18 protein-coding genes are annotated in these 21,032 nt (G+C 58.5%); 17 read left to right on the plus strand and 1 reads right to left on the minus strand.

Features of this window, described 5'->3' with window-relative positions:
- Window positions 1-144: 144 nt before the first annotated feature.
- Window positions 145-1,473 carry an alpha-galactosidase gene (gene melA, locus JW885_15055; protein ID MBN1883483.1) on the minus strand — a complete coding sequence of 443 codons (1,329 nt, stop codon included), beginning with the start codon at window positions 1,471-1,473 and terminating at the stop codon, window positions 145-147.
- Between the two features lie 625 nt (window positions 1,474-2,098).
- Here melA and mraZ point away from each other — a divergent pair.
- The 17 genes from mraZ to JW885_15140 all read left to right on the plus strand — a co-directional run bounded on the left by mraZ (window position 2,099) and on the right by JW885_15140 (window position 20,882).
- Window positions 2,099-2,530, plus strand: a complete 432-nt coding sequence (mraZ, locus tag JW885_15060; GenBank protein ID MBN1883484.1) for a division/cell wall cluster transcriptional repressor MraZ — start codon at window positions 2,099-2,101, stop codon at window positions 2,528-2,530.
- Window positions 2,531-2,536: 6 nt separating this feature from the next.
- Entirely contained in the window at window positions 2,537-3,478 is a 942-nt protein-coding gene (gene rsmH / locus JW885_15065) for a 16S rRNA (cytosine(1402)-N(4))-methyltransferase RsmH (GenBank protein MBN1883485.1), read from the plus strand.
- The gene (locus JW885_15070) at window positions 3,468-3,803 is read left to right on the plus strand and encodes a hypothetical protein (GenBank protein MBN1883486.1); all 336 of its coding nucleotides are present in this window, start codon (window positions 3,468-3,470) and stop codon (window positions 3,801-3,803) included. Before rsmH ends, JW885_15070 begins: the two co-directional genes overlap by 11 nt.
- 16 nt (window positions 3,804-3,819) lie before the next feature.
- Window positions 3,820-5,622, plus strand: a complete 1,803-nt coding sequence (locus tag JW885_15075; protein ID MBN1883487.1) for a penicillin-binding protein 2 — start codon at window positions 3,820-3,822, stop codon at window positions 5,620-5,622.
- A complete protein-coding gene (locus tag JW885_15080; protein ID MBN1883488.1) occupies window positions 5,619-7,145 on the plus strand; it encodes a UDP-N-acetylmuramoyl-L-alanyl-D-glutamate--2,6-diaminopimelate ligase in 1,527 nt (508 codons plus the stop codon). Before JW885_15075 ends, JW885_15080 begins: the two co-directional genes overlap by 4 nt.
- Complete coding sequence (locus tag JW885_15085) at window positions 7,138-8,562, plus strand: UDP-N-acetylmuramoyl-tripeptide--D-alanyl-D-alanine ligase (protein ID MBN1883489.1); 1,425 nt, start codon at window positions 7,138-7,140, stop codon at window positions 8,560-8,562. The genes JW885_15080 and JW885_15085 overlap by 8 nt, the downstream gene beginning before the upstream one ends.
- Before the next feature lie 15 nt (window positions 8,563-8,577).
- Entirely contained in the window at window positions 8,578-9,654 is a 1,077-nt protein-coding gene (locus tag JW885_15090) for a phospho-N-acetylmuramoyl-pentapeptide-transferase (protein ID MBN1883490.1), read from the plus strand.
- A gap of 14 nt (window positions 9,655-9,668) precedes the next feature.
- Window positions 9,669-10,031 carry a hypothetical protein gene (locus tag JW885_15095; protein MBN1883491.1) on the plus strand — a complete coding sequence of 121 codons (363 nt, stop codon included), beginning with the start codon at window positions 9,669-9,671 and terminating at the stop codon, window positions 10,029-10,031.
- Window positions 10,032-10,045: 14 nt separating this feature from the next.
- The gene (gene murD, locus JW885_15100; protein ID MBN1883492.1) at window positions 10,046-11,419 is read left to right on the plus strand and encodes a UDP-N-acetylmuramoyl-L-alanine--D-glutamate ligase; all 1,374 of its coding nucleotides are present in this window, start codon (window positions 10,046-10,048) and stop codon (window positions 11,417-11,419) included.
- Complete coding sequence (gene ftsW / locus JW885_15105; protein ID MBN1883493.1) at window positions 11,416-12,513, plus strand: putative lipid II flippase FtsW; 1,098 nt, start codon at window positions 11,416-11,418, stop codon at window positions 12,511-12,513. The genes murD and ftsW overlap by 4 nt, the downstream gene beginning before the upstream one ends.
- Window positions 12,510-13,595: an undecaprenyldiphospho-muramoylpentapeptide beta-N-acetylglucosaminyltransferase gene (murG, locus tag JW885_15110; GenBank protein MBN1883494.1), complete on the plus strand. Its 1,086-nt coding sequence runs from the start codon at window positions 12,510-12,512 to the stop codon at window positions 13,593-13,595. The genes ftsW and murG overlap by 4 nt, the downstream gene beginning before the upstream one ends.
- A complete protein-coding gene (locus tag JW885_15115) occupies window positions 13,592-14,977 on the plus strand; it encodes a UDP-N-acetylmuramate--L-alanine ligase (protein ID MBN1883495.1) in 1,386 nt (461 codons plus the stop codon). Before murG ends, JW885_15115 begins: the two co-directional genes overlap by 4 nt.
- A gap of 2 nt (window positions 14,978-14,979) precedes the next feature.
- On the plus strand, window positions 14,980-15,888 hold the full coding sequence (murB, locus tag JW885_15120; GenBank protein MBN1883496.1) for a UDP-N-acetylmuramate dehydrogenase: 909 nt from the start codon (window positions 14,980-14,982) through the stop codon (window positions 15,886-15,888).
- Window positions 15,885-16,679 (plus strand): FtsQ-type POTRA domain-containing protein, encoded by a 795-nt coding sequence (locus tag JW885_15125; protein ID MBN1883497.1) that lies wholly within the window; start codon window positions 15,885-15,887, stop codon window positions 16,677-16,679. Before murB ends, JW885_15125 begins: the two co-directional genes overlap by 4 nt.
- Window positions 16,680-16,721: 42 nt before the next feature.
- Window positions 16,722-17,948, plus strand: coding sequence for a cell division protein FtsA (gene ftsA, locus JW885_15130; GenBank protein ID MBN1883498.1), 1,227 nt, complete (start codon window positions 16,722-16,724; stop codon window positions 17,946-17,948).
- 24 nt (window positions 17,949-17,972) lie between these two features.
- Window positions 17,973-19,133 carry a cell division protein FtsZ gene (ftsZ, locus tag JW885_15135; protein ID MBN1883499.1) on the plus strand — a complete coding sequence of 387 codons (1,161 nt, stop codon included), beginning with the start codon at window positions 17,973-17,975 and terminating at the stop codon, window positions 19,131-19,133.
- A 66-nt stretch (window positions 19,134-19,199) separates the two neighbouring features.
- On the plus strand, window positions 19,200-20,882 hold the full coding sequence (locus JW885_15140; protein ID MBN1883500.1) for a radical SAM protein: 1,683 nt from the start codon (window positions 19,200-19,202) through the stop codon (window positions 20,880-20,882).
- Window positions 20,883-21,032: the final 150 nt, after the last annotated feature.

The raw sequence follows: 21,032 nt of genomic DNA on the forward strand, positions 1-21,032 counted from the left end.
CTTGTGATAGGTGATACGCCTCAGTATATCAGACTCGACAATAAGCGTCAATAAATTGTCCCCCGGAGACCGTGCTTTCGAAGACGGGTGTTTTTTGGTACATCTGGCCTGTCGAAACGACGGGGATCTATTCCCTTTCCGATCCTATTCGACCCGGAAAGATGAGAACATCGGGAGGTATGCCCGATTCATCTCGAACAGTTCATTTGTCATCTCCTTTATCTCGGCCAGGGAACAGACCGACGCCGTCAGCGGGTCGTGGGCCACGGCGTAAAAAATCAGTGAGGGATCACCGGTGAAATATCCCTGGAGGGCCATCTCCTCCGAAGCGATGTTGATGTTGTTGAGCGCCGCACACTGGGGCGGCAGGGCGCCCACATGAACCGGGTGGAATCCATCGCGATCGACGAACACCGGAACCTCAACGCACGCCCGATCGGGCAGATTGGTGATCAGTCCGGTGTTGGGAACATTCCCGTTGAACCGGAATGGTTCGCCACCCAGGTACGCATTGATGATGTACGAGGCGTATTCGTGGCCGCGGGCAAGATCCAGGGGAGAAGGATCGTCCAGCCATGCGGTGATCTCGTCCTTCCAGCCGGTCTCCCGCTCCAGGTATTCATCGAGGATAAAGGCGTGCGCCCCCGGATTCCAGCCGGTGCCGGGTGTGCAATAACGCTCGATCAGATCGGGACGCTTTCTGAACCACCAGTTGTATTCAGAGTTGTGGCCGCTTGACTCGGTGACGTAGTAGCCCAGGTGCAGGAACATCTCGTTTCTGACGATCTCAAAATTATAGATCTCCGGACGGCTCATGGCCTCCCGGATGAGCGGGTAGACGTCCCGTCCGTTATGCTCCAGCTTCAGGTACCAGGCCTGGTGGTTGATGCCGGCGCAGAGATAGCGGAGGTCGTCGCTCTCGATGCCTAACAGGAACTCCATGCCTCTGGCCGTATCCTGGACGCTGTGGCAGAGTCCCATCACGTGGATTGATGCGGCCCGCTGCATGGCCCGGCACAGCATGGACATCGGATTCGTATAGTTGAGAAGGATCGCGTTCGGGCAGAGCCGCTCCATGTCGGCGCAGATATCCAGCATGACCGGGATGGTCCTGAGGGCTCGGAAAATCCCGGCGGGTCCCCGGGTGTCGCCCACGCAGATGTCCACGCCGTATTTCATCGGTATTTCCACATCGTGACGCCACACGTCGACGCCGCCGGAGAGGATGGTGCATACCACCGCATCGGCATCCTTGAGGGCCTCGGCCCGATCCATCGTGGCGATGATCCGGGCCGGGTACTTCCCCTCCGTGACGATGCGGTTCACCGCCCGGGTGATGAAGTCCAGACGCTCGGAATCCGTATCCATCAGGTAGAGTGATGCGTTCTTAAGCCGGGGGAACGTCAGGATATCGTTCACCAGCTTCCTGGTGAATTCGAAGCTGCCCGCGCCGATAAAGGCGATCTTTGTCATGACGGCCTCCACAGGATGATGGAAAAAGAAAGAGGCGTGTTTTTATATTACAGTATGAGAGTACGTGTTTCTCTTCTGTGCGTCAACGTGAAAATTGCTGCCGTCGTACATGTCGGCCCTCCCGGCGGCCGGAAACAACGGCAAAATCCACACTATCGGGCGAATATGCACTTTTTTAGGCGTAATTTTACGAAAAAAGTAATAAAAAAATATATTTTTCTTGACATCGGGTGCGTATGTGTTTAGAGTGGGATAAAGTGGGATTAAGGGGTATAAAAGGGTATTCAAATACCATACATTGGCATGAAGGGGTGTGAAGTGGCGCCCGGATGCACGGGAGCGGTGGGGTGGGGAACGCGGTGGCTTTGAGCGCCATTCATCGCGGCTGATACATCTATGCGACGGGGGAGGAATGCGGGTGCTTCCGGGTTCCAAATGGTTGTATCGCATTATGATATACCGTTATACGGGGTTTTTTACCACGCGGAGCACACCGCGGACACATATAACGGGGTCGATGGTGGGAGATATACGTCAAAGAGCCGGGGTAACAGGGGAGGCGGTGGGATGAAATCCCACGGACGGGCGAAGGGCCTGCCCGTGGCGTGTGGCCCGGGGACGAATGATGTTTCGAGGTAATTTCGAACATACGATCGATCAGAAGGGGAGACTGAGCATCCCCTCGCGCTTTCGCGAGCTGCTCCGGGAGCACTACGAGGAGAAGTTCATCGTCACCCGTTCGGAAAACTGCCTGGTCGCATATCCCGAGGTGGAATGGGTGAAGCTGGAAAAACGGATATCCCAGCTCCCCCAGCTGGATAAAAACGCCAAGGCCGTCATGCGGTTTCTGGTATCATCCGCGACCGAATGCCCCGTGGACAAGCAGGGGCGTATCCTCATACCCCAGTATCTGAGAAACCACGCCGGTTTGGAAAAAGACGTCGTCCTGGCGGGCATGATAGACAAGGTCGAAATTTGGGCCAAGGATCGCTGGGAAAAGGAGATGTCCGAGACGTCGGAACAGTTCGGGGAGCTGGGCGGAACGCTGGGGATTTAGGATGTCATGGGAGTGATCCACCGACCCGTTATGACCGACGAGGTGATCTGTCATCTCGGAATTCAGGAAAACGGCGTCTACTTCGACGGCACGGTGGGCACCGGGGGCCATGCCCGGGCGATACTTGATGCGGGATCGGAGGCACACGATCGGACCCGGGGATGTCTGCTGGTGGGGGTGGATCGGGATCCGATGGCCGTCCGGGAGGCGCAATCCAGCCTTGAAATGTTCGGCGCACGGGCGAGGGTTCTGCACGCCGAATACGGAGACATAGAAGAGGTCCTTGAAAGCGAGGGTATCGATGCCGTAGACGGCATCCTGCTGGACTTGGGAATCGGTTCTCACCAGCTCGAGTCCGACGATCGGGGTTTTTCCATGGAACGCGGCGGTCCCCTGGACATGCGGTACGATCCCACGGGCGGCGTCACCGCCCATGAGGTCGTCAACCGATATCCCCAAAAAAAACTGGAGGAGATTATCAGGGAGTACGGAGAAGAGCGCCGCGCCGGGTCGGTGGCCAGGGCCATTGTGACGGCCCGGGGACGCGGGGCCATCGACAATGCCGAAAATCTCGCCGGAATCGTCCGGGCCGCCGTGACCGGGGGCGGAAGGTTAAAACGAGGCCGTATCGATCCGGCCACCAGGACCTTTCAGGCGCTGAGAATCTTCGTCAACCGGGAGCTTGAGCGGATCGAGGAATTCATACCCCGGGGGGCGGCGTGTCTGAAGGGGGACGGTCGCATGGCGATTATCTCGTTTCATTCCCTGGAGGATCGCATCGTCAAGTTTTCCTTCCGGGCATTGGCCGGGACAACTCCTGATGCAGGTGCGGACTATCGGATCCTTACCAAGAAGCCGCTGGTCCCCACGACCCGGGAACAACGGGAGAACCCCCGGTCCCGCAGCGCGAAGATGCGACTCCTCATGAGGGCGAACAATGGGCATTGACAGCGTGTCATATGGAGAGGCCGTCAGGGTCAGGCAGCAGTCCAAGGAGCGTCAGCGTCGATTCCTGCTTCTGGTCATACCGCCGTTGATTTCGGCTTTGATGATCGCGGCGAGCCTCTCCTTCTATCTCTGGACCCGGGTGTCGGTGGTGACGGTGGGGTATGACCTGAGCGCATTGAAGACCACGCGTGTCGCCCTGATACAGAAGAACAGGGAGCTTCGTATTCAACTGGATACCATGATTACGCCCGGCGAGCTCGAGCGAATCGGAAAGGAGATGGGCTTGATCTATCCCGAGCAGGATCAGATTATCCCTTTGAGATAGTATCCGGAAACAGGCCATGAAACGCTATAACACAGCACGAACCGATAACGAAAAGGCATCGGCGGCGAGGCTTCGAACCTGGCGAAACATGCGCATCGGGTTCATCATGCTGGTGTTTCTGCTCATGTTCGGAGTGGTGGTTGTGCGCCTGTTCAACCTGATGCTTCTCAATCGAGACAAGCTCTATTCCCTGGCGGAAAAGCAGCATCGTGTCATATCCACTTACATTACCAAGCGGGGAAACATTTTCGATACCAATGGTATCGACCTGGCGGTGAGCCTTGAGATGGATTCGATCTACGCCTGCCCCTACAAGGTAGAGGACCTGCAGTCCGAGGCGACGCTGGTTTCCGATGTCGTATCCATCGACCGGGACTCTCTTGTGAGGAAACTCTCTTCAGACAAGAACTTCGTGTGGGTCAAGCGTCGGGCCAATCCCTCAATCGTGTCTATGCTCGATGAAAAGGACCTGGACAGCATCGGTTATGTGAAGGAGGATAAGAGGTTTTATCCTCACGGTAACCTCGCCGGCGCGGTCATCGGTTTTGTGGGGACGGATAATCGAGGTCTGGCCGGTCTCGAATACGAGATGGATGATTACCTCCGCAGCACCGTGAGCCACTATATTGCCATCAAAGACGCCTCCGGACACAAGCTCTTCGAGGTGGATCCCTCAAAGGCCCCGGCGCTGAAGAACTACGACCTGACCCTGACGCTGGATATCTATATTCAGCATATCGCGGAACGGGAGCTGGCCCGGGGGGTGGAGAAGACCGGCGCCCTGGGGGGCTGTGCCGTTGTGATGGACCCGAAAACCGGCGAGGTGCTGGCAATGGCCGGGTACCCGGGATATGACCCGAACCGTTTTCTTGATTCACCCCAGGAGAACTGGCGAAACAAGGCGGTATCGTGGAACTTCGAGCCCGGATCGACCTTCAAGATTTTCCTCGCGGCGGGGGTGCTGGAGTACGGCGTGGCGGCGGTCGATGACGTGTTCGACTGTGAGGGCGGCTCCTTCGATGTCAGCACGGTGAAATTTACGGACCACGAATCAGGATTCGGTCTGCTGTCCGTTTCGGACATCATCACCCATTCCAGCAATATCGGCGCGGTGAAACTGGGGCTTCTCATGGGAAGCGACCGCTATTATCATACCATGAGCTCGTTCGGATTCGGCGATTATACCGACATCACCCTTCCGGGGGAGGAAAAGGGGATGATCTCCGATCCGTCGGTGTGGAACGAGGTGGACCTGGCGGCGGCATCCTTCGGCCACGGCCTGTCCGTCACCCCGCTGCAGTTGATCGCCGCCACCGCGGCCATCGCCAACGGCGGCGAGCTGATGAAGCCGTATATCGTAAAAGAGATCGGCACAGGAGACGAATCCATTTTCACCGCCGAACCTGAGGTCACCCGGCGAGTGATCAGCGAAGAGACGGCAAATCTCGTGATGGAGATGATGGAGCGGGTGGTTAGGGAGGGGACCGGGACCGAGGCTGTGGTGGAGGGTTTTCGGGTGGCGGGGAAAACCGGAACGGCCCAGATCTTCGACCCCGCCACCGGCACCTATTCGGATACGGAATACAACTCGTCGTTTGTGGGGGTCATCCCCGCGGACGACCCGAAGCTGGTCATCCTTGTGGTGCTCGAGCAGCCCAAGACCAGCATATACGGCGGTGACGTGGCGGCGCCGGTGTTTTCGGCCATCGCCGCGTCGACCATGTATTATCTCGGGGAATATCCCGAATATCTCTACGCCCGGGGAGACACCCTCACGTCACCGGACGGGGAGGGGCGTGAGCCTGTGGTGCTGCCATGAAGCTGTCGCAATTGATCAAGGATATTGAGGTTGTCTCCATACACGGAGATGTGGATGTGGAGATTACCGATATCCAGTATGATTCGCGCCTGGTCACGCCGGGAAGCCTCTTTGCGGCTCTCACAGGCTTCACCACCGACGGTCACCGATTTCTGCCCCAGGCGGCGGAAAACGGCGCCAAAGCGGTACTTGTGGGCCGGGACGTGGACACGAATGGCATGACCGTCGTTCGGGTGGCCGATACCCGATCGGCCCTCGGCCGTGCGGCCCAGATTTTTTTCGATGAGCCGTCGACCGGGATGTTTCTGGCGGGGATCACCGGGACCAACGGTAAGACCACCGTGGCGCTGATACTGGAGGGGATGTTTCTTGAGGCGGGATTCACCCCGGGGGTGATCGGCACCATCAGCTACCGATATGGGGACACATCGATCACTCCCCCCCATACCACGCCCCAGGCCCTGGACCTGATCAGGCTGCTGGCGGACATGCGGGATTATGGCGTGACCCACGTGTCGATGGAGGTGTCCTCCCACGCCCTAGACCAGGGGCGGGCCGACACCTGCAGGTTCGATACGGCGATCTTTACGAATCTGACCCAGGATCACCTCGACTATCACGGCGACATGGAGACCTATTTCGACAGCAAGGCCCGCTTTTTCCGTGAAATCGCCGGCAGGGGAAAGGAGACCGTCAGCGTTGTCAACATCGATGATGAATGGGGACGGCGGCTGGCCGGGGAGATAAAGGAGGGACTGGTCACCTACGGATTCAAGAATACCGCGGATATCTCCATCCGGGCCCACCGGGCGGACATGGAGGGCGTCCGGGGAGAGATTATAACGCCCCGCGGCTCGTTCGCCTTCGCCTCGAACCTCCTGGGCGTTCACAACATATATAATATTATGGCCGCCGTCGGCGGCGCCCTGGCGGCGGACATCCCGCTTCCGGTCATCTCCCGGTCTCTGGGGAGAAGAATCGTGGTGCCGGGTCGCCTGGAGGCGGTTGATCGGGGGCAGGACTTCCTGGTGCTGATCGATTACGCCCATACCGACGACGCTTTAAAAAACGTGATCTCAACCCTCAGGCCCCTGACCGCAGGACGCCTGATCACCCTGTTCGGATGCGGCGGTGACAGGGACAAGAAAAAGCGCCCGCTGATGGCACGGGCCGCGGCGGAGCTGAGCCACCAGGTCATCGTGACGTCGGACAACCCCCGAACGGAGGACCCGAACGACATTATCGAGGATATCCTGGCGGGTTTTGAGGGCGTCGATATGTTCCGTGTGGAACCGGACAGCCACCGCTGGGACGTGGACGATAAGGTGTATACGGTGCTTTCGGACAGGCGGGAGGCCATCGCGTTCGCCGTCAATCTCGCCCGGCCTGGGGATATCGTCCTGATCGCCGGGAAGGGCCATGAGGACTACCAGATCATCGGCACCACGAAGTATCCCTTCGACGACAGAGTGGAGGCGGCCCGATGCCTGGACGACCGATTGAAGGGGGGAGCGGGTGGTTGATTCCGCACACATACGGCTCGCCGCGGACGAGATAGCCCGGATGACCGGGGCGGAGCGTATAGGAATTTCGAAGGGGATGGAATGTGTCGGTGTGTCCACCGATTCAAGGAGCATCGGGCCGGGGGAGCTTTTCGTCGCCCTCGAGGGCGATCGATTTGACGGCCATGACTTCCTCAAAGACGTTACAAAAAGGGGCGCCGGGGCCGTGTTGATCAAAAGGACGCGCATTGAGAGCCTTCCCCGGGACGTTTGTGCGTTCGCGGTTGACGACACCCTCTTCGCCCTGGGGGAGTTGGCCCGAGGACACCGGGAGCGGCTTCCCGCACGGGTGGTGGGGATTACCGGCTCCAACGGCAAGACGACCACCAAGGAATTGATATACGACGTGCTATCCCGGCGCTTTCGCACGGAAAAGAGCCGGGGCAATTTCAACAACCTCATCGGTCTGCCGATGATGCTGCTCTCCATGGATGAAACATGCGAAGTGATCGTGGTTGAGCTGGGGATGAACACGCCCGGGGAGATGAAGCGGCTGGTTGCCATCGCCGGGCCGGATATCGGCGTCATCACCAACATCGGCCCGGTTCATCTTGAGGGTGTGGGAAGCATTGAGGGGGTGTACCGGGAGAAGCGTGAGATGTTCCTGGGGCTTCCCGATGACGGCGTCGCGGTTTTCGAGGACGACGGCCCCTTTTCAGATCGCCTCAGGCGGGATGTGAATACGCGCGCCGTCACCTTCGGATTCGGCCCGGGTGCGGATGTCAGGGCGCAAAACATCGGGGAGCGGGACGACGGTGCGGCGGATGTGGAGTTCGTCGTGCCGGAAGGCGCCTTTCGCGCGACGTTTCATATCCCCGGCCGCCATAACCTGAAGAACTCCCTTGCGGCGCTGGCCGTCGGATCGGCCCTGGGGGTGGATACGGACGCCATGAAAGAGGCCGTTGAGGCGTCGCGGCCGGTGTCGATGCGCATGGAGCTTGCCGAGACGAAAGACGGGGTGATGGTGCTCAACGACACCTACAACGCCAACCCGGTGTCCGTAAAGGCGGCCCTCGAATTCCTGGCCCTGGAATCGAAGAGGCGGGGCGGGCGGCTTTTAGCCGCCCTGGGGGATATGTTGGAGCTGGGAGACTACGCCCGGGAGGGACACGAGACGGTGGGGGAGACTGCGGCCCGGGAGGGATACGAGAAGCTCTTCATCCTGGGAGATCATTCGTCGGATGTGGCCCGGGGGGCGGTGCGTGGGGGGATTAAGGAATCGGCGATCAGAATATACGGCAGGGACACCCAGTCGTCTCTGATCGACGAACTCGTACAAGAGGTTCGTCCCGGCGATCATGTATTGATAAAGGGATCCAGGGGGATGTGCATGGAGCGGGTGGCGAACGCCCTTTTGGATTCGGACGAGGCCCACTAACAAGAAGGGGAATATATGTTTTATCACCTGTCGCAATGGCTGGCCGATTCGGCGTCGTTTTTCAACCTGTTTCGGTATATAACGTTCAGGACCATTTACGCCAGCCTCACGGCGCTGGTCATCTGCCTGGTGTTCGGTCCGATGTTCATCCGAAAGCTGCGGGATCTCCAGGTGGGTCAGCCGATTCGGGAAGACGGCCCGACGTCTCATTTTCAGAAGGCGGGCACCCCCACCATGGGCGGCGTCCTGATCGTTTTCAGCGTGGTTATCTCGACACTGTTGTGGGCCGATCTCTCGAATCTGTATATATTCATGGTGCTTTTTGTGACGATCTCGTATGCCGCCATCGGCTTTGTGGATGATTACAGAAAGCAGATCAAGAAGGATTCCCGGGGACTCCCCGGAAGATACAAGCTTTTGTGGCAGGTGATCGTGGGAATACTGGTAGGCGTGATGCTCTACATGGACCCCAATTTCAACACAGAGCTGTCGGTGCCGTTTTTGAAGAATGTGACCCCGGACTTGGGATGGTTCTATATCCCCTTTGCGATATTCGTCATCGTCGGGACATCGAACGCGGTGAACCTCACCGACGGACTGGACGGCCTGGCCATCGGGCCGGTGGTGAGCGTCGCCGCAACGTACCTGGTATTCGCCTATGTGTCCGGCCACATCGATTTCGCCGACTATCTGCTCATCACCTTCATCCCCGAGGCGGGGGAGTTGTCGGTGTTCTGCGGGACGATGGTGGGTGCGGGCATCGGATTCCTGTGGTATAACTCCCACCCCGCCGAGATTTTCATGGGAGACGTGGGCGCCCTTTCACTGGGCGGCGCCATCGGCATGGTGGCGGTGGCCACCAAGCACGAGCTGCTCCTGGTGATCGTGGGGGGACTGTTTGTCGTGGAAACGCTGTCCGTGATCATCCAGGTGGGCTACTTCAAGCTGAAAAAGCGCAGAATCCTCAAGATGGCCCCCCTGCACCATCACTTCGAGCTTCTCGGGTGGCCGGAGCCGAAAATAATTGTGCGTTTTTGGATTATTTCCATCATGTTTGCGTTACTGGCAATAAGTACTTTAAAGATACGATGACGGAGGTTCTTAAAATGGCGTATTCTTATCACGTCAATGACCAGGTCGGCTCAAACCGCCTGTCCGCCGCGATCGAAGAGTTCGATCTGACGAGCTTCGGCGATGAGTTGGCCACAGCCAAGGTGGTGGAGCTGACCGACGGCGGTGTGTTGCTTGAGACCTGCCGCGCATTCTCCACCGGCACGCTGGTGCGGATCGATTTCTATCCGCCCGAATACGACGGCATCAGCGACGAATACGATGAAGTGGTGGCGGTGGGGGTCGTGCGGGAATCTCGGGAGATCGTTTCGGGTAACCTGTATCGGCTCTTTGTGGCGTTTGCGCCGCTGAAGAGCGATCACTACCGCCAGACCATCGAAGGACTGGAGAACTGGTAAGGGGGACGTGTGCTGTGGATCCCGCACGGAGACATGACCTCTCCGGCGAACGGGTGCTGGTGGTCGGCGGTGCATTGACCGGCATAAGCGTCTGTCGCTTTTTAGCCCGGCGGGGCTCTCGGGTGACATTGACCGATCTATCAAATCTCGCAGGGAAGGAGAGTGAGCTTTCGGCCCTCGCCGGGCTGGGGGTGAATCTCGTGATCGGCGGACACCGGGATCGTGACTTCCTGGATGCAGATCTGATCGTCGTCAGCCCCGGAGTGCCCCTCTTTATCGAATCGCTCGTAAAGGCGAAACAGGCCGGCGTGACGATTATCGGGGATGTGGAGCTGGCGTCCTGGTATCTGAAGGCCCCGATCCTCGCCGTCACCGGCACGAACGGTAAGACCACCACCACGGCGCTGTTGGGGGAGATGCTTGATGCATGCAATCTTTCGGTCGCCGTGGGGGGCAACATCGGCGAGCCCCTGGTGGACCTCGTGGAAGGATCGGAAAACCTGGACTGTGTCGTCGCGGAGCTTTCCAGCTTTCAGTTGGAGGCGATCGATACGTTCAGGCCGCATGTCGCGGTGCTCTTGAACATCACACCGGATCATCTGGACCGGTATCCCGGGTTCGAGGAATACGTCCTCTCCAAGATGCGGATATTCGAAAACCAGACGGGGGAAGATTACGCGGTGCTCAACGCCGACGATCTCGAGGTAACGGCCCGAACGGAACGCATCAGGCCAAAGCGGGTCTGTTTTTCCGGGCAAAAAGCCCTCGACGAGGGGGTGATCTGGGATGACGGGCGTATCGTCTGCCGCATGGAGGGGGCCTCGTATTCATACAATCCGGAAGGATCGGCCCTGACGGGCGTTCACAACAGGGAGAACATCATGGCCGCCGTGGCGGCGGCAGCCGTGATGGGATGTGCGGGAGAGGCGGTGGATCGGGCGATTCACTCCTTTCGTCCCGCGGCCCATCGCCTGGAGCTGGTGGGTGAGGCGAACGGTGTGCGCTATTTCGACGATTCAAAGGCCACCAACGTGGGGGCGACCCTCAGGTCTATCGAGAGCTTCGATGGCGGTGTGCACCTGATCATGGGGGGGGTGGACAAGGGGGGGAGCTACGGACCGCTTGTAGAGGCGGTGAAGCGACGGGTGACGGCCCTCTATCTGATGGGGGAGGCGGCGGACCGCATCGAGAAGGAGCTGGGCGGGGCGGCGAAGGTCGTGCGGGTTGCGGATATGGCCGATGCGGTGCGTCGGGCGTCCGACGCCGCATCGAGGGGGGATGTGGTGCTTTTGGCCCCGGCATGTTCCAGCTTTGATATGTACGATAATTACAAGGAGCGGGGGAAGCACTTCGCTCTGCTTGCCGCCGAGCGGATGAAAGAACGATGAGCAGATATCGATACGACAAGATACTGATCGCCGTCACACTGCTCCTGGTGCTTTTCGGCATCATGATGGTGTTTTCCGCGAGCTTCGTGGTGTCCTACCAGGAATCCGGCACGGAATTTCATTTCTTTCAGCGGCAGGCTGCGTTCGCGGTGCTGGGGCTGGTGTTGCTCGGGTTGACGATGACCCTCGATTATCACATCCTGAAGACATATGTCTACCCGATACTCGGTTTCAGTCTCCTGCTTCTGGTGCTGGTGCTGATTCCGGGCGTCGGCCTGAAGATAAACAACGCCCGCAGGTGGATCGGCGTTATGGGGCTTAATTTTCAGCCGTCGGAGCTGGCGAAGCTCGCCCTGGTGATATACCTTGCATATTCCCTGACGAAGAAGGACGACAAGATAAAGACCCTCAAGGTCGGATACTTGCCGCATCTGGTGCTCATGCTGATCATGGCGTTTCTCATCTGGAAACAGCCGGATTTCGGCGCCGCGATAACCATCGGCGTCATCGCATTCATCATGCTGTTTGTGGCGGGAACCCGCCTGTCGTATCTCTTGGCCACGGTATTGGCGACCGCTCCCTTCATATATCTGGGGGTGGTCAACGTGGAATACCGGTTCAAACGGATTATCGCGTTTTTGAATCCCTGGGAGGATCCCACCGGGAGCGGGTATCACATCATCCAGTCCTTTCTCGCCTTCGGCTCCGGCGGATTGACCGGTACCGGGCTGGGGCAGGGGACCCAGAAGCTGTTTTACCTCCCCTATGCGTATTCGGATTTCATCTTTGCGGTTATCGGGGAGGAGCTCGGTTTTATCGGCGCCTGTGTCGTGATATCGGCGTACGTGGTGTTGGCGGTGCGGGGCTTCAGGGCGGCCAGAATGGCGCCGGACCTGTTCGGCACATATCTGGCGGTGGGCATTACCTGCCTGATTACCGTAGGGGCGATACTGAACACCGGCGTCGTGACGGGACTCTTTCCCACGAAGGGGATGACATTACCTTTTATCAGCTACGGGGGGTCATCCCTGGTGGTCAACATGCTGGCAGCGGGGATTCTCATTAACGTGTCGGGCCAGGGGGTGGAATCGTGAATATCGTTATCGCGGGAGGGGGCACCGGCGGACATCTATTCTGCGGCATCGCGGTGTATGAATGCCTGAAGGTGCGTACCGACATCTATTGTGATGTGCGGTTCATCGGTTCGAAGACCGGACTGGAGGCGAGCGTGCTGCCGGATCTCGAGATTCCCGTGTCGTTCATCCCGGTGGTGAAGCTCAGGACGAGCGGTATAGTCGGCAGAATGAAATCGCTCGCGATGCTCCCGATATCCATCCTGTCATCGATCGGGCATCTGAGGAAGCTTGCGCCCGACGTGGTGCTGGGGGTCGGCGGGTACGCCTCGGGCCCCGTGGTGCTGGCGGCGTGTCTGATGAGAATTCCGACGGCGCTTATCGAACAGAATGCCGTGGCCGGATTTACCAACCGGGTACTGGGGAGGTGGGCGAAGAAGGTGTTTTTGGGACTTCCCGGGGCGGAATCGGCGTTTCGAAAGGAGCAGGCGGAGTTCGTGGGGAATCCGGTAAGGGTGTCGCTCACCGAAATTCCACCCGTGGATAGCGTACCCGCTCCCTTTACCGTGCTGGTGTTCGGCGGCAGCCAGGGAGCCAGGCGCATTAACGAACTGGTGACGGGCGCCCTGAAGATGCTGGGAAACCTCAAAAGTGACATTCAATTTCTCCATGTAACCGGAGAGCATGACTATCCTTGGGTATCCAGGGCGTATCGGACCGAATCAGTGAGGGCAGAGGTGCTCAAATTCACAAACGACATGTACAAACTCTATGCCCGGGCGCACTTCGTGATCGGACGGTCCGGGGCGCTCACGGTTTCGGAGTTGGCCGCCGCGGGCCGGGGGGCGCTTTTGATCCCCTATCCTTATGCCGTCGATGATCACCAGGCGGCCAACGCCCGGTATCTTGTCGATAGGGATGCCGCATTCATGATCAGGCAGCATGAGCTGACGGAGAAAAAATTGGCCGATGTAATCGTCAATATGATCAACGAGCCGAAAAAGTTCATACATATGGGGGAGCTCGCCGGGAGCCTAGCCACCCCCGACGCCGCCCGGCGCATCGCCGACTGGCTCGTGGAGAGGGGGGGGACGGCATCATGAATCGATTCGATCGGAGGGAATACAAGGGATTTCATCGGGTGCACTTCGTCGGCATCGGCGGCATCGGCATGAGCGGTATCGCGGAGGTGCTTTTGAACCTCGGATACGAGGTGTCCGGATCCGACCTGAAACGCTCGGACATCACCCAGCGTCTTTCTGATATGGGCGCGAAGATACATTACGGTCATGCCGAGAAGAACCTCGAGGACGCCGATGTGGTGGTCGCCTCCACCGCCGTGAAGAACGACAATCCGGAGGTGAAAGCCGCCGAGGAGCGCACTATCCCGGTCATTCCCAGGGCCGAGATGCTGGCAGAATTGATGCGCATCAAATACGGCATTGCGGTGGCCGGCACCCATGGAAAGACCACCACCACCTCGATGATCGCGACGCTTCTGGGCGTGGGAAACCTCGACCCGACAATCGTCATCGGAGGAAAACTCGATTTCATCGGCTCAAACGCAAAGCTCGGGGAGGGACAGTTCCTGGTCGCCGAGGCGGACGAGAGCGACGGCTCGTTTCTGATGCTCACCCCCACCATCACGGTGGTCACGAACATCGAGGAAGAGCACATGGATCATTACGGGTGCCTGGAGGAGATTCGGGAGGATTTCATCACCTTCGTCAACTCGGTGCCCTTTTACGGTCTGAATGTGCTGTGTCTCGAGCACGAGAACGTTCAGGGCATCATCCCCCGGGTCAATCGCCGGTTCGTCACCTACGGTTTTTCGCCCCAGGCGGATTTTTACGCGTCCCGGGTGCGGTTTGAAGGGCTCACCTCCACATTTGATGTGAACTTTCGGGGAGAGGGATGGGGGGAGATCACGCTGCATATGCCCGGCGCCCACAATGTGCTCAATTCCCTCTCCGCCGTGGCCGTGGGTATGGAGGTGGGGCTCGACTTCGCCACCATTCAGAGGGGCCTCAACGGCTTTACCGGCGTGCATCGGCGCTTTCAGGTCAAGGGGGAAAAGGCGGGAGTGACGGTGGTCGACGATTACGGCCATCACCCCACGGAGATTATCGCCACTTTAAAGGCGGCCCGCAACATCTGGAACGGACGGATCATTGCGGTGTTCCAGCCCCATCGCTATACCAGAACCCGGGACGCCTTTGAGGGATTCCTGACGGCCTTCTTCGCGGCGGACGTTCTGGTGATGACCGACATCTATCCCGCGGGAGAGGACCCGATACCGGGAGTCACGGCGAAATCGCTCTTCGACGGCATCCGGGAGCGGGGGATGAAGGAGGCGTATTTCATCCCGGACAAGAAAAAAGTGGCGGGGAAACTCGCGGAACTGGTACGGCCGGGGGATATGGTTATCACCCTGGGTGCGGGGGATATCAATCAAGCGGGCATGAAGCTTTTGGAGATGGCATAGCAATGAACCGGGCGATGGGAGACATACTGCATGAGCAAGTGAAGGGACGGGTGCGGGAGAACGAGCCGATGGAGCATCACACCTCCTTTCGGATCGGCGGGCCGGCGGACCTGTTTGTGGAGCCTCGTGACCTGGATGATCTCATCATCGCTCTGGAAATATGTACAGAGCATCAAATCCCCGTTATGATTGTCGGCGCCGGAACGAATATGCTGGTCAGAGACGGCGGGATTCGCGGCGCGGTGATCGGTCTCCGGGAGATGAAACGGGTGGAGCGGCGGGGCGCTTCGAGCGTATACGCGGACTGTGGGGCGCTTCTTTCCGGTCTGGTGATGAAGTCCGTCTCGTGGGAGTTGTCCGACCTGGAATTCGCCGTGGGGATTCCGGGAAGCGTCGGAGGTGCCGTCATCATGAACGCCGGCGCCCACGGATCGAGCATATCGAATGTGGTAAAAAGGGTGGAGATGGTTTCTCCCGACGGGTCAGTAAATATTATCGACGTTTATGATCTTTCGTTTTCATATCGAAGGTGTCATATAGACGAAGGAAAGATCGTCACCGGGGTCGAATTTACTCTTCAGCCCGGGGACTCCGTTGACATAAAGAAACGGATAGAAAAACACCTCTCGTGGCGAAAAGACAACCAGCCCCTGAAATACCCCTCCGCCGGGTCGGTGTTCAAAAACCCCCCCGATGTGTCGGCGGGGAAGGTCATAGACGATCTGGGTATGAAGGGAATGAATGTGGGTGGGGCGAAGGTGTCCGAGACCCATGCCAACTTCATCGTCAACACCGGGGGGGCTGTGGCCCGGGATGTGCTGGAGCTCATCGATCGTATCAGGGAGCGGGTCAACGATCGACACGGCATCGAGCTGGAGCTGGAGATTCGGGTTGTGGGGGAGGATGAATGAGCAGGGATTATAAGCATTATACATCCCGGGAAGGGAACGATCGAAAGGGTAAAAGCAAAAAGGATTCTCGTTCTCCATCCGGATCTCCGACGAGCGGCCTGTTTGTGATGCTTCTGATACTTCTGGGAGTCGGATTCGGGGTGTACAAGCTGAGCCCTGTTCTGTCCCAGAGATTGTCCGATGCGGACTATTTCAGAATCAGCGCCGTTGACGTAATAGGGGTGGAGCGGGCCGACAAGGATGAGATAGCCCGGGCAGTGGGCGTAACGGTGGGGGAGAGTGTGTTGGAGACCGATCTTTTGGCCATGCGGGAGCGGATAGAGGCGGTGACCTGGATCAAGAGCGTCGAAGTGATCCGGGAGCTTCCGTCCAAGATCGTCATCCGCGTGGAGGAACATATGCCCGTGGGGGTGATCATCGACGGGAATGAGACGAGGTTCGTCGATCCCGACGGCATGACCGCAGTTATGAACGAGACGGTGGATGCATACCCACTGTTTGTGGACATGAAAACGGCCGAGGAAGTGATCGAGGCCGCCCGGCTGATGGAGGTGCTTCTGAGGTCCGGGGTGACCACGCTGGAATCGGTGGCGATGGTGTCCCACGATCCGATGGCGGGATTTGAAATTGTGACACGGGGGGGAACGAGAGTCCGTGTCGGGAATGCTCCCTTTGAAGAAAAGATCGAGAGATTGAAAATGATTCTTCCGGACGCGACGGCCCAGGGAACCATTGAGTATATCTATCTTGATATGGACGACAGGATTGTTGTAAAGAACGAAACGCTGTAAAAGCGGCGTTGTTCAGGATTACTATAAAGGAGGTGTGGTATCATGTCTTCAAACGGGAACGTGTTCGTCGGCCTTGACATCGGAACCACGAAAATCTGCGCTATTGTCGGAGAGATCGTGGACGGCGAGGTCGAGATCATCGGGATCGGCACGACGCCCTCCAAGGGTTTGCGAAAAGGGGTGGTTATAAATATAGAGAGTACCGTTGCGTCCATCAAGAAGGCCATAGAAGAGGCGGAACTGATGGCGGGGCTTGAAATCAAATCGGTATACGCAGGAATCGCCGGAGGGCACATCAAGGGTTTTAACAGCCACGGTATTATCGCGGTGAAAAACCGCGTGGTCGGCGACGGCGACATCAAGCGGGTAATCGATGCGGCCCGGGCCATCGCCATACCGGTGGATCGGGAGGTCATCCATATCCTGCCCCAGGAGTTCATCGTGGACGACCAGGACGGCATCCAGGAGCCCATTGGGATGAACGGCGTACGGCTGGAGGCGAAGGTACATATCGTCACGGGGGCGGTGACGTCCGCCCAGAACATCATCCGCTGTGTCAATCGAACCGGCATCGACGTGTCGACCATCGTATTGGAGCAGCTGGCCTCGGCGGAGGCGGTGCTGACCCCCGATGAGAAGGAGCTGGGCGTGGCCATCGTCGACATCGGCGGCGGCACCACCGACGTGGCCCTGTTCTGTGAGGGGAGCATCAAGCATACCGCGGTATTCTCCCTGGGAGGTGATCATCTGACCAACGATATCGCGGTGGGGCTTCGCACCCCCATCGTCGAGGCGGAAAAGCTCAAAAAGGGGAATGGATCGGCGATGGCGGCCCTGGTGGAGCGGGATGAGACCATAGAAGTCCCGTCGGTTGGGGGGAGGCGTCCACGGACAATTTCGCGGCAGATACTGGCGGAGATTATTGAGCCGAGGGTGGAGGAAATGCTCAGCCTGGTTGCGAGAGAGATCACCCGTTCCGGGTACGGCGATATGCTTGCGTCGGGGGTTGTGTTGACCGGAGGATCTTCGCTTCTTTTCGGCATGGCCGAGATGGGCGAGCAGATTTTCAATATGCCGGTGAGGATTGGATATCCGGGAGGTATCGGGGGGCTTGTGGATGTGGTCAACAGTCCCATGTACGCCACCGGGGTGGGATTAGTGCTCTACGGGGCCAGGAATCAGGAGGCGGCGAAGTTTCGCGTGGGCGACAACAACGTTTTCGGTAAAGTGGTCACCCGGTTTCGGGAGATCATCAACGACTATTTTTAATCCTGGAGGAGACGGCCTATGGATATGTTTGAATACGCGGAAAGCACGCAAGACGGCGCCAGGATTAGGGTGATCGGGGTCGGGGGGGGAGGAGGAAACGCCGTTGACAATATGATCAGCATGGGGCTCGGCGGCGTCGAGTTTATCTCCGCCAATACCGACGCCCAGGCCCTCAGGGCATCCAAGGCGCCCAAAAAGATTCAGATCGGCGTGAAGATCACCAGGGGACTCGGTGCGGGTTCAAATCCTGATATCGGGAAGAGGGCCGCCGAGGAGGACCGGGAGAAGATCAAGGAGTACCTTACCGGCTCAAACATGGTGTTTATCACCGCTGGCATGGGGGGGGGCACCGGGACCGGCGGCGCGCCGGTGTGCGCCGAGATCGCCCGAGAGATCGGCGCGCTCTCCGTGGCGGTGGTCACCAAGCCTTTCAATTTCGAGAACAAGCGGCGCATGGAGCAGGCGGAGCGGGGCATCAAAGAGCTCGAAAAACATGTGGATACCCTCATCTGTATCCCGAACCAGCGGCTTCTTGAGCTGTCCGGAAAGACGGAAACCCTCCTGAACGCCTTCAAGCAGGCCGACGAGGTCCTGTACTACGCCGTCAAGGGCATCGCCGAGCTGATTACCGTCCGGGGGCTGATAAACCTGGATTTTTCCGACGTCAGGACCGTCATGGAAGAGACCGGCATGGCGATTATGGGAACCGGGGAGGCCGAGGGGAAGAACAAGGGCATCGAGGCGGCGAAACGGGCCGTATCAAGCCCCCTCCTTGAGGATATCTCCATCTGCGGCGCCACCGGCGTGCTGGTGAATCTCACCGGAGGAGAGAATATGACTATGGAGGATGTGGAGGGCGCCATGTCCTTTATCCAGGGTGAGGCGCACCAGGATTCCCATATCATCTTCGGATCGGTCATCGATAAGAAAATGAACGATCGCATGATGGTGACCGTCATCGCCACCGGTTTTCAGAAACGGAGCGACCTCAAGTCCGAGGATTACCTGACCATTGTTCCGGCGGCGCCGTCGTTTCGCCCGGACCTGGATACCCCCACCTTCATCCGAAAAGAAAGGGAGCAGCTTGCCGTCGATCGGGTCGCCGCAAGCCGGCGCAGCACCCCGGGGGACGACCTGGAGTCGGAGTACGATATCCCGACATTTCTCAGGAAAAAGGCGGATTGACGGTTCGATGAAAACATCCCCTTCACATGGTTCAGGGAACGGGCGGACGCATCGGTACCGCGGACGGTGAGCGGTTCATACGAACAGACCCTGAGAAACCTCGCCCGGGAGGAGCGGTCCGTTCTCGAAAGCACAAGAGGCGGCGGGTATAAGATCATTCTTGCATATCCGAACCGTTATCATGTCGCCATGAGCAACCTCGGGTTTCTGTCGGTCTACCGGATGCTGGCCGAGCGCTTCGACGTCTCTGTGGAGCGGGCCACGCTGCCGGACCCGAAGGACGAGCGTGCCCTGAGGGCTGCGGGGAAGCCGATCCGCTCAATCGAATCCCAAAAAGACCTCAGAACCTTCGATTCCATCCTCTTTTCCATCTCGTTCGAAAACGACTATATCAACGTACTAAAAATCCTTCACATCGCAGGCCTTCCCGTGCGCGCGTCCGACCGCACCGACGGACATCCCCTGATAGGGGCCGGGGGCGTGGCGATGATGATCAATCCCGAAGCCCTGGCCCCGTTCATAGATTTCTTCGCCCTGGGGGAGGGAGAGGGATTGATCGACGAGGTGTGTGACGACCTGATCGCGGCGAAGCGGAGGGGACTCTCCCGGGAGGAGACGCTGGAGGAATTGGCTGAGATACCGGGCGTGTATGTGCCGACCCACTTTCGTGTTACGTATGGTGCCGACGGCGTCATCGATCGCATTGAAAACCTGAAGGGGAGATCGAACCGCGTCCCGGTCCGGCGCCTCGACGACTTTCACACGGCCCCATTCTGCTCACCCCTGGTGACATCCGGCACCGAGTTTTCCGATATGTTTCTGGTGGAAATGGAAAGAGGCTGCCCCTACAATTGTGCGTTCTGCGGCACGAAGACCGTCTACGGGAAGGTCCGGCACCGTCCCGGCGGGGATGTTATACGAGACATTGAGCGGGGGGCGGAGCTCACCTCCCGGGTGGGCCTGGTGGGACCCTCCGTCGCCTCACATCCCGATTTCATATCGATCCTTCGCCATATCGAGAAGACGGGGATGGATCTTGGGCTTCCATCAATCCGCACGGAATCCCTGGGCGATGACGACATTCGGCTCCTGGCGGAATTGGGCGTGAGGACCATTACGATCGCCCCGGAGACCGGCACGGAACGCCTCAGGAGCAGGCTCGGAAAAATGATGCGGGATGAACAGATCATGGATCTCGTGTTCCGGGCGGTGAATGCCGGGATCGCACAGTTTCGGCTCTATTTTCTTATCGGCGTGCCCGAGGAGACCCAGGAGGACCGGGACGGCATCGTGGACCTGGTAAAAAAGATACGCCATCGGGCGAGGGAAAAAACCGCAGGGAAGAAACAGGTGGGGCGAATCACCGCGTCCATCAATCCGCTGGTGCCCAAGCCGCACACGCCGCTCATGTGGATGGCGATGGCGGAGCCGAAGGAACTTCTGACCCACATCCGAACCCTTTCGGGAAAACTCAAGAAGATCGGGGGTGTTACGACGATATACGAGCCGCCCAAGTGGTCGTATCTCCAGTGCCTTCTCGCCCGGGGCGATCGACGGGTGGCCGATATTTTGGAAGCGGCGCTTCTTTCCGATGAGAATTGGAACGCCGCCATGAAAAAGACGCCGATAAACCCGGATTTCTACGTGCTCAGGGAGCGGGGTGAAGACGAAACATTCCCCTGGGACATCCTCGATTACGGGGTGGATAAGCCCGCCCTCTATTCACGATACAAAAAAATCATATCGTAATGTATCGTTATCCCTCGAGATCTCTCATGCCTCCCGGGTGATGTGCGGGCGAGGGATTCCTTTCCGTTGTGGTATGGACCTTTCTTGACCGGATGTTTTCTTTTTGATATTCTCATGTGCATACATCACGGAGATACGGACTGTGACACA

The organism is Candidatus Zymogenaceae bacterium (assembly GCA_016931225.1).
In the GTDB taxonomy this organism is placed as follows: domain Bacteria; phylum Desulfobacterota; class Zymogenia; order Zymogenales; family Zymogenaceae; genus JAFGFE01.

Bases quoted from the DNA above. Each gene is read 5' to 3' on its own strand.
- melA (MBN1883483.1), bottom strand. From the start codon at position 1,473: ATGACAAAGATCGCCTTTATCGGCGCGGGCAGCTTCGAATTCACCAGG.
- mraZ (MBN1883484.1), top strand. From the start codon at position 2,099: ATGTTTCGAGGTAATTTCGAACATACGATCGATCAGAAGGGGAGACTG.
- rsmH (MBN1883485.1), top strand. From the start codon at position 2,537: ATGGGAGTGATCCACCGACCCGTTATGACCGACGAGGTGATCTGTCAT.
- JW885_15070 (MBN1883486.1), top strand. From the start codon at position 3,468: ATGGGCATTGACAGCGTGTCATATGGAGAGGCCGTCAGGGTCAGGCAG.
- JW885_15075 (MBN1883487.1), top strand. From the start codon at position 3,820: ATGAAACGCTATAACACAGCACGAACCGATAACGAAAAGGCATCGGCG.
- JW885_15080 (MBN1883488.1), top strand. From the start codon at position 5,619: ATGAAGCTGTCGCAATTGATCAAGGATATTGAGGTTGTCTCCATACAC.
- JW885_15090 (MBN1883490.1), top strand. From the start codon at position 8,578: ATGTTTTATCACCTGTCGCAATGGCTGGCCGATTCGGCGTCGTTTTTC.
- JW885_15095 (MBN1883491.1), top strand. From the start codon at position 9,669: ATGGCGTATTCTTATCACGTCAATGACCAGGTCGGCTCAAACCGCCTG.
- ftsW (MBN1883493.1), top strand. From the start codon at position 11,416: ATGAGCAGATATCGATACGACAAGATACTGATCGCCGTCACACTGCTC.
- JW885_15115 (MBN1883495.1), top strand. From the start codon at position 13,592: ATGAATCGATTCGATCGGAGGGAATACAAGGGATTTCATCGGGTGCAC.
- murB (MBN1883496.1), top strand. From the start codon at position 14,980: ATGAACCGGGCGATGGGAGACATACTGCATGAGCAAGTGAAGGGACGG.
- JW885_15125 (MBN1883497.1), top strand. From the start codon at position 15,885: ATGAGCAGGGATTATAAGCATTATACATCCCGGGAAGGGAACGATCGA.
- ftsA (MBN1883498.1), top strand. From the start codon at position 16,722: ATGTCTTCAAACGGGAACGTGTTCGTCGGCCTTGACATCGGAACCACG.
- ftsZ (MBN1883499.1), top strand. From the start codon at position 17,973: ATGTTTGAATACGCGGAAAGCACGCAAGACGGCGCCAGGATTAGGGTG.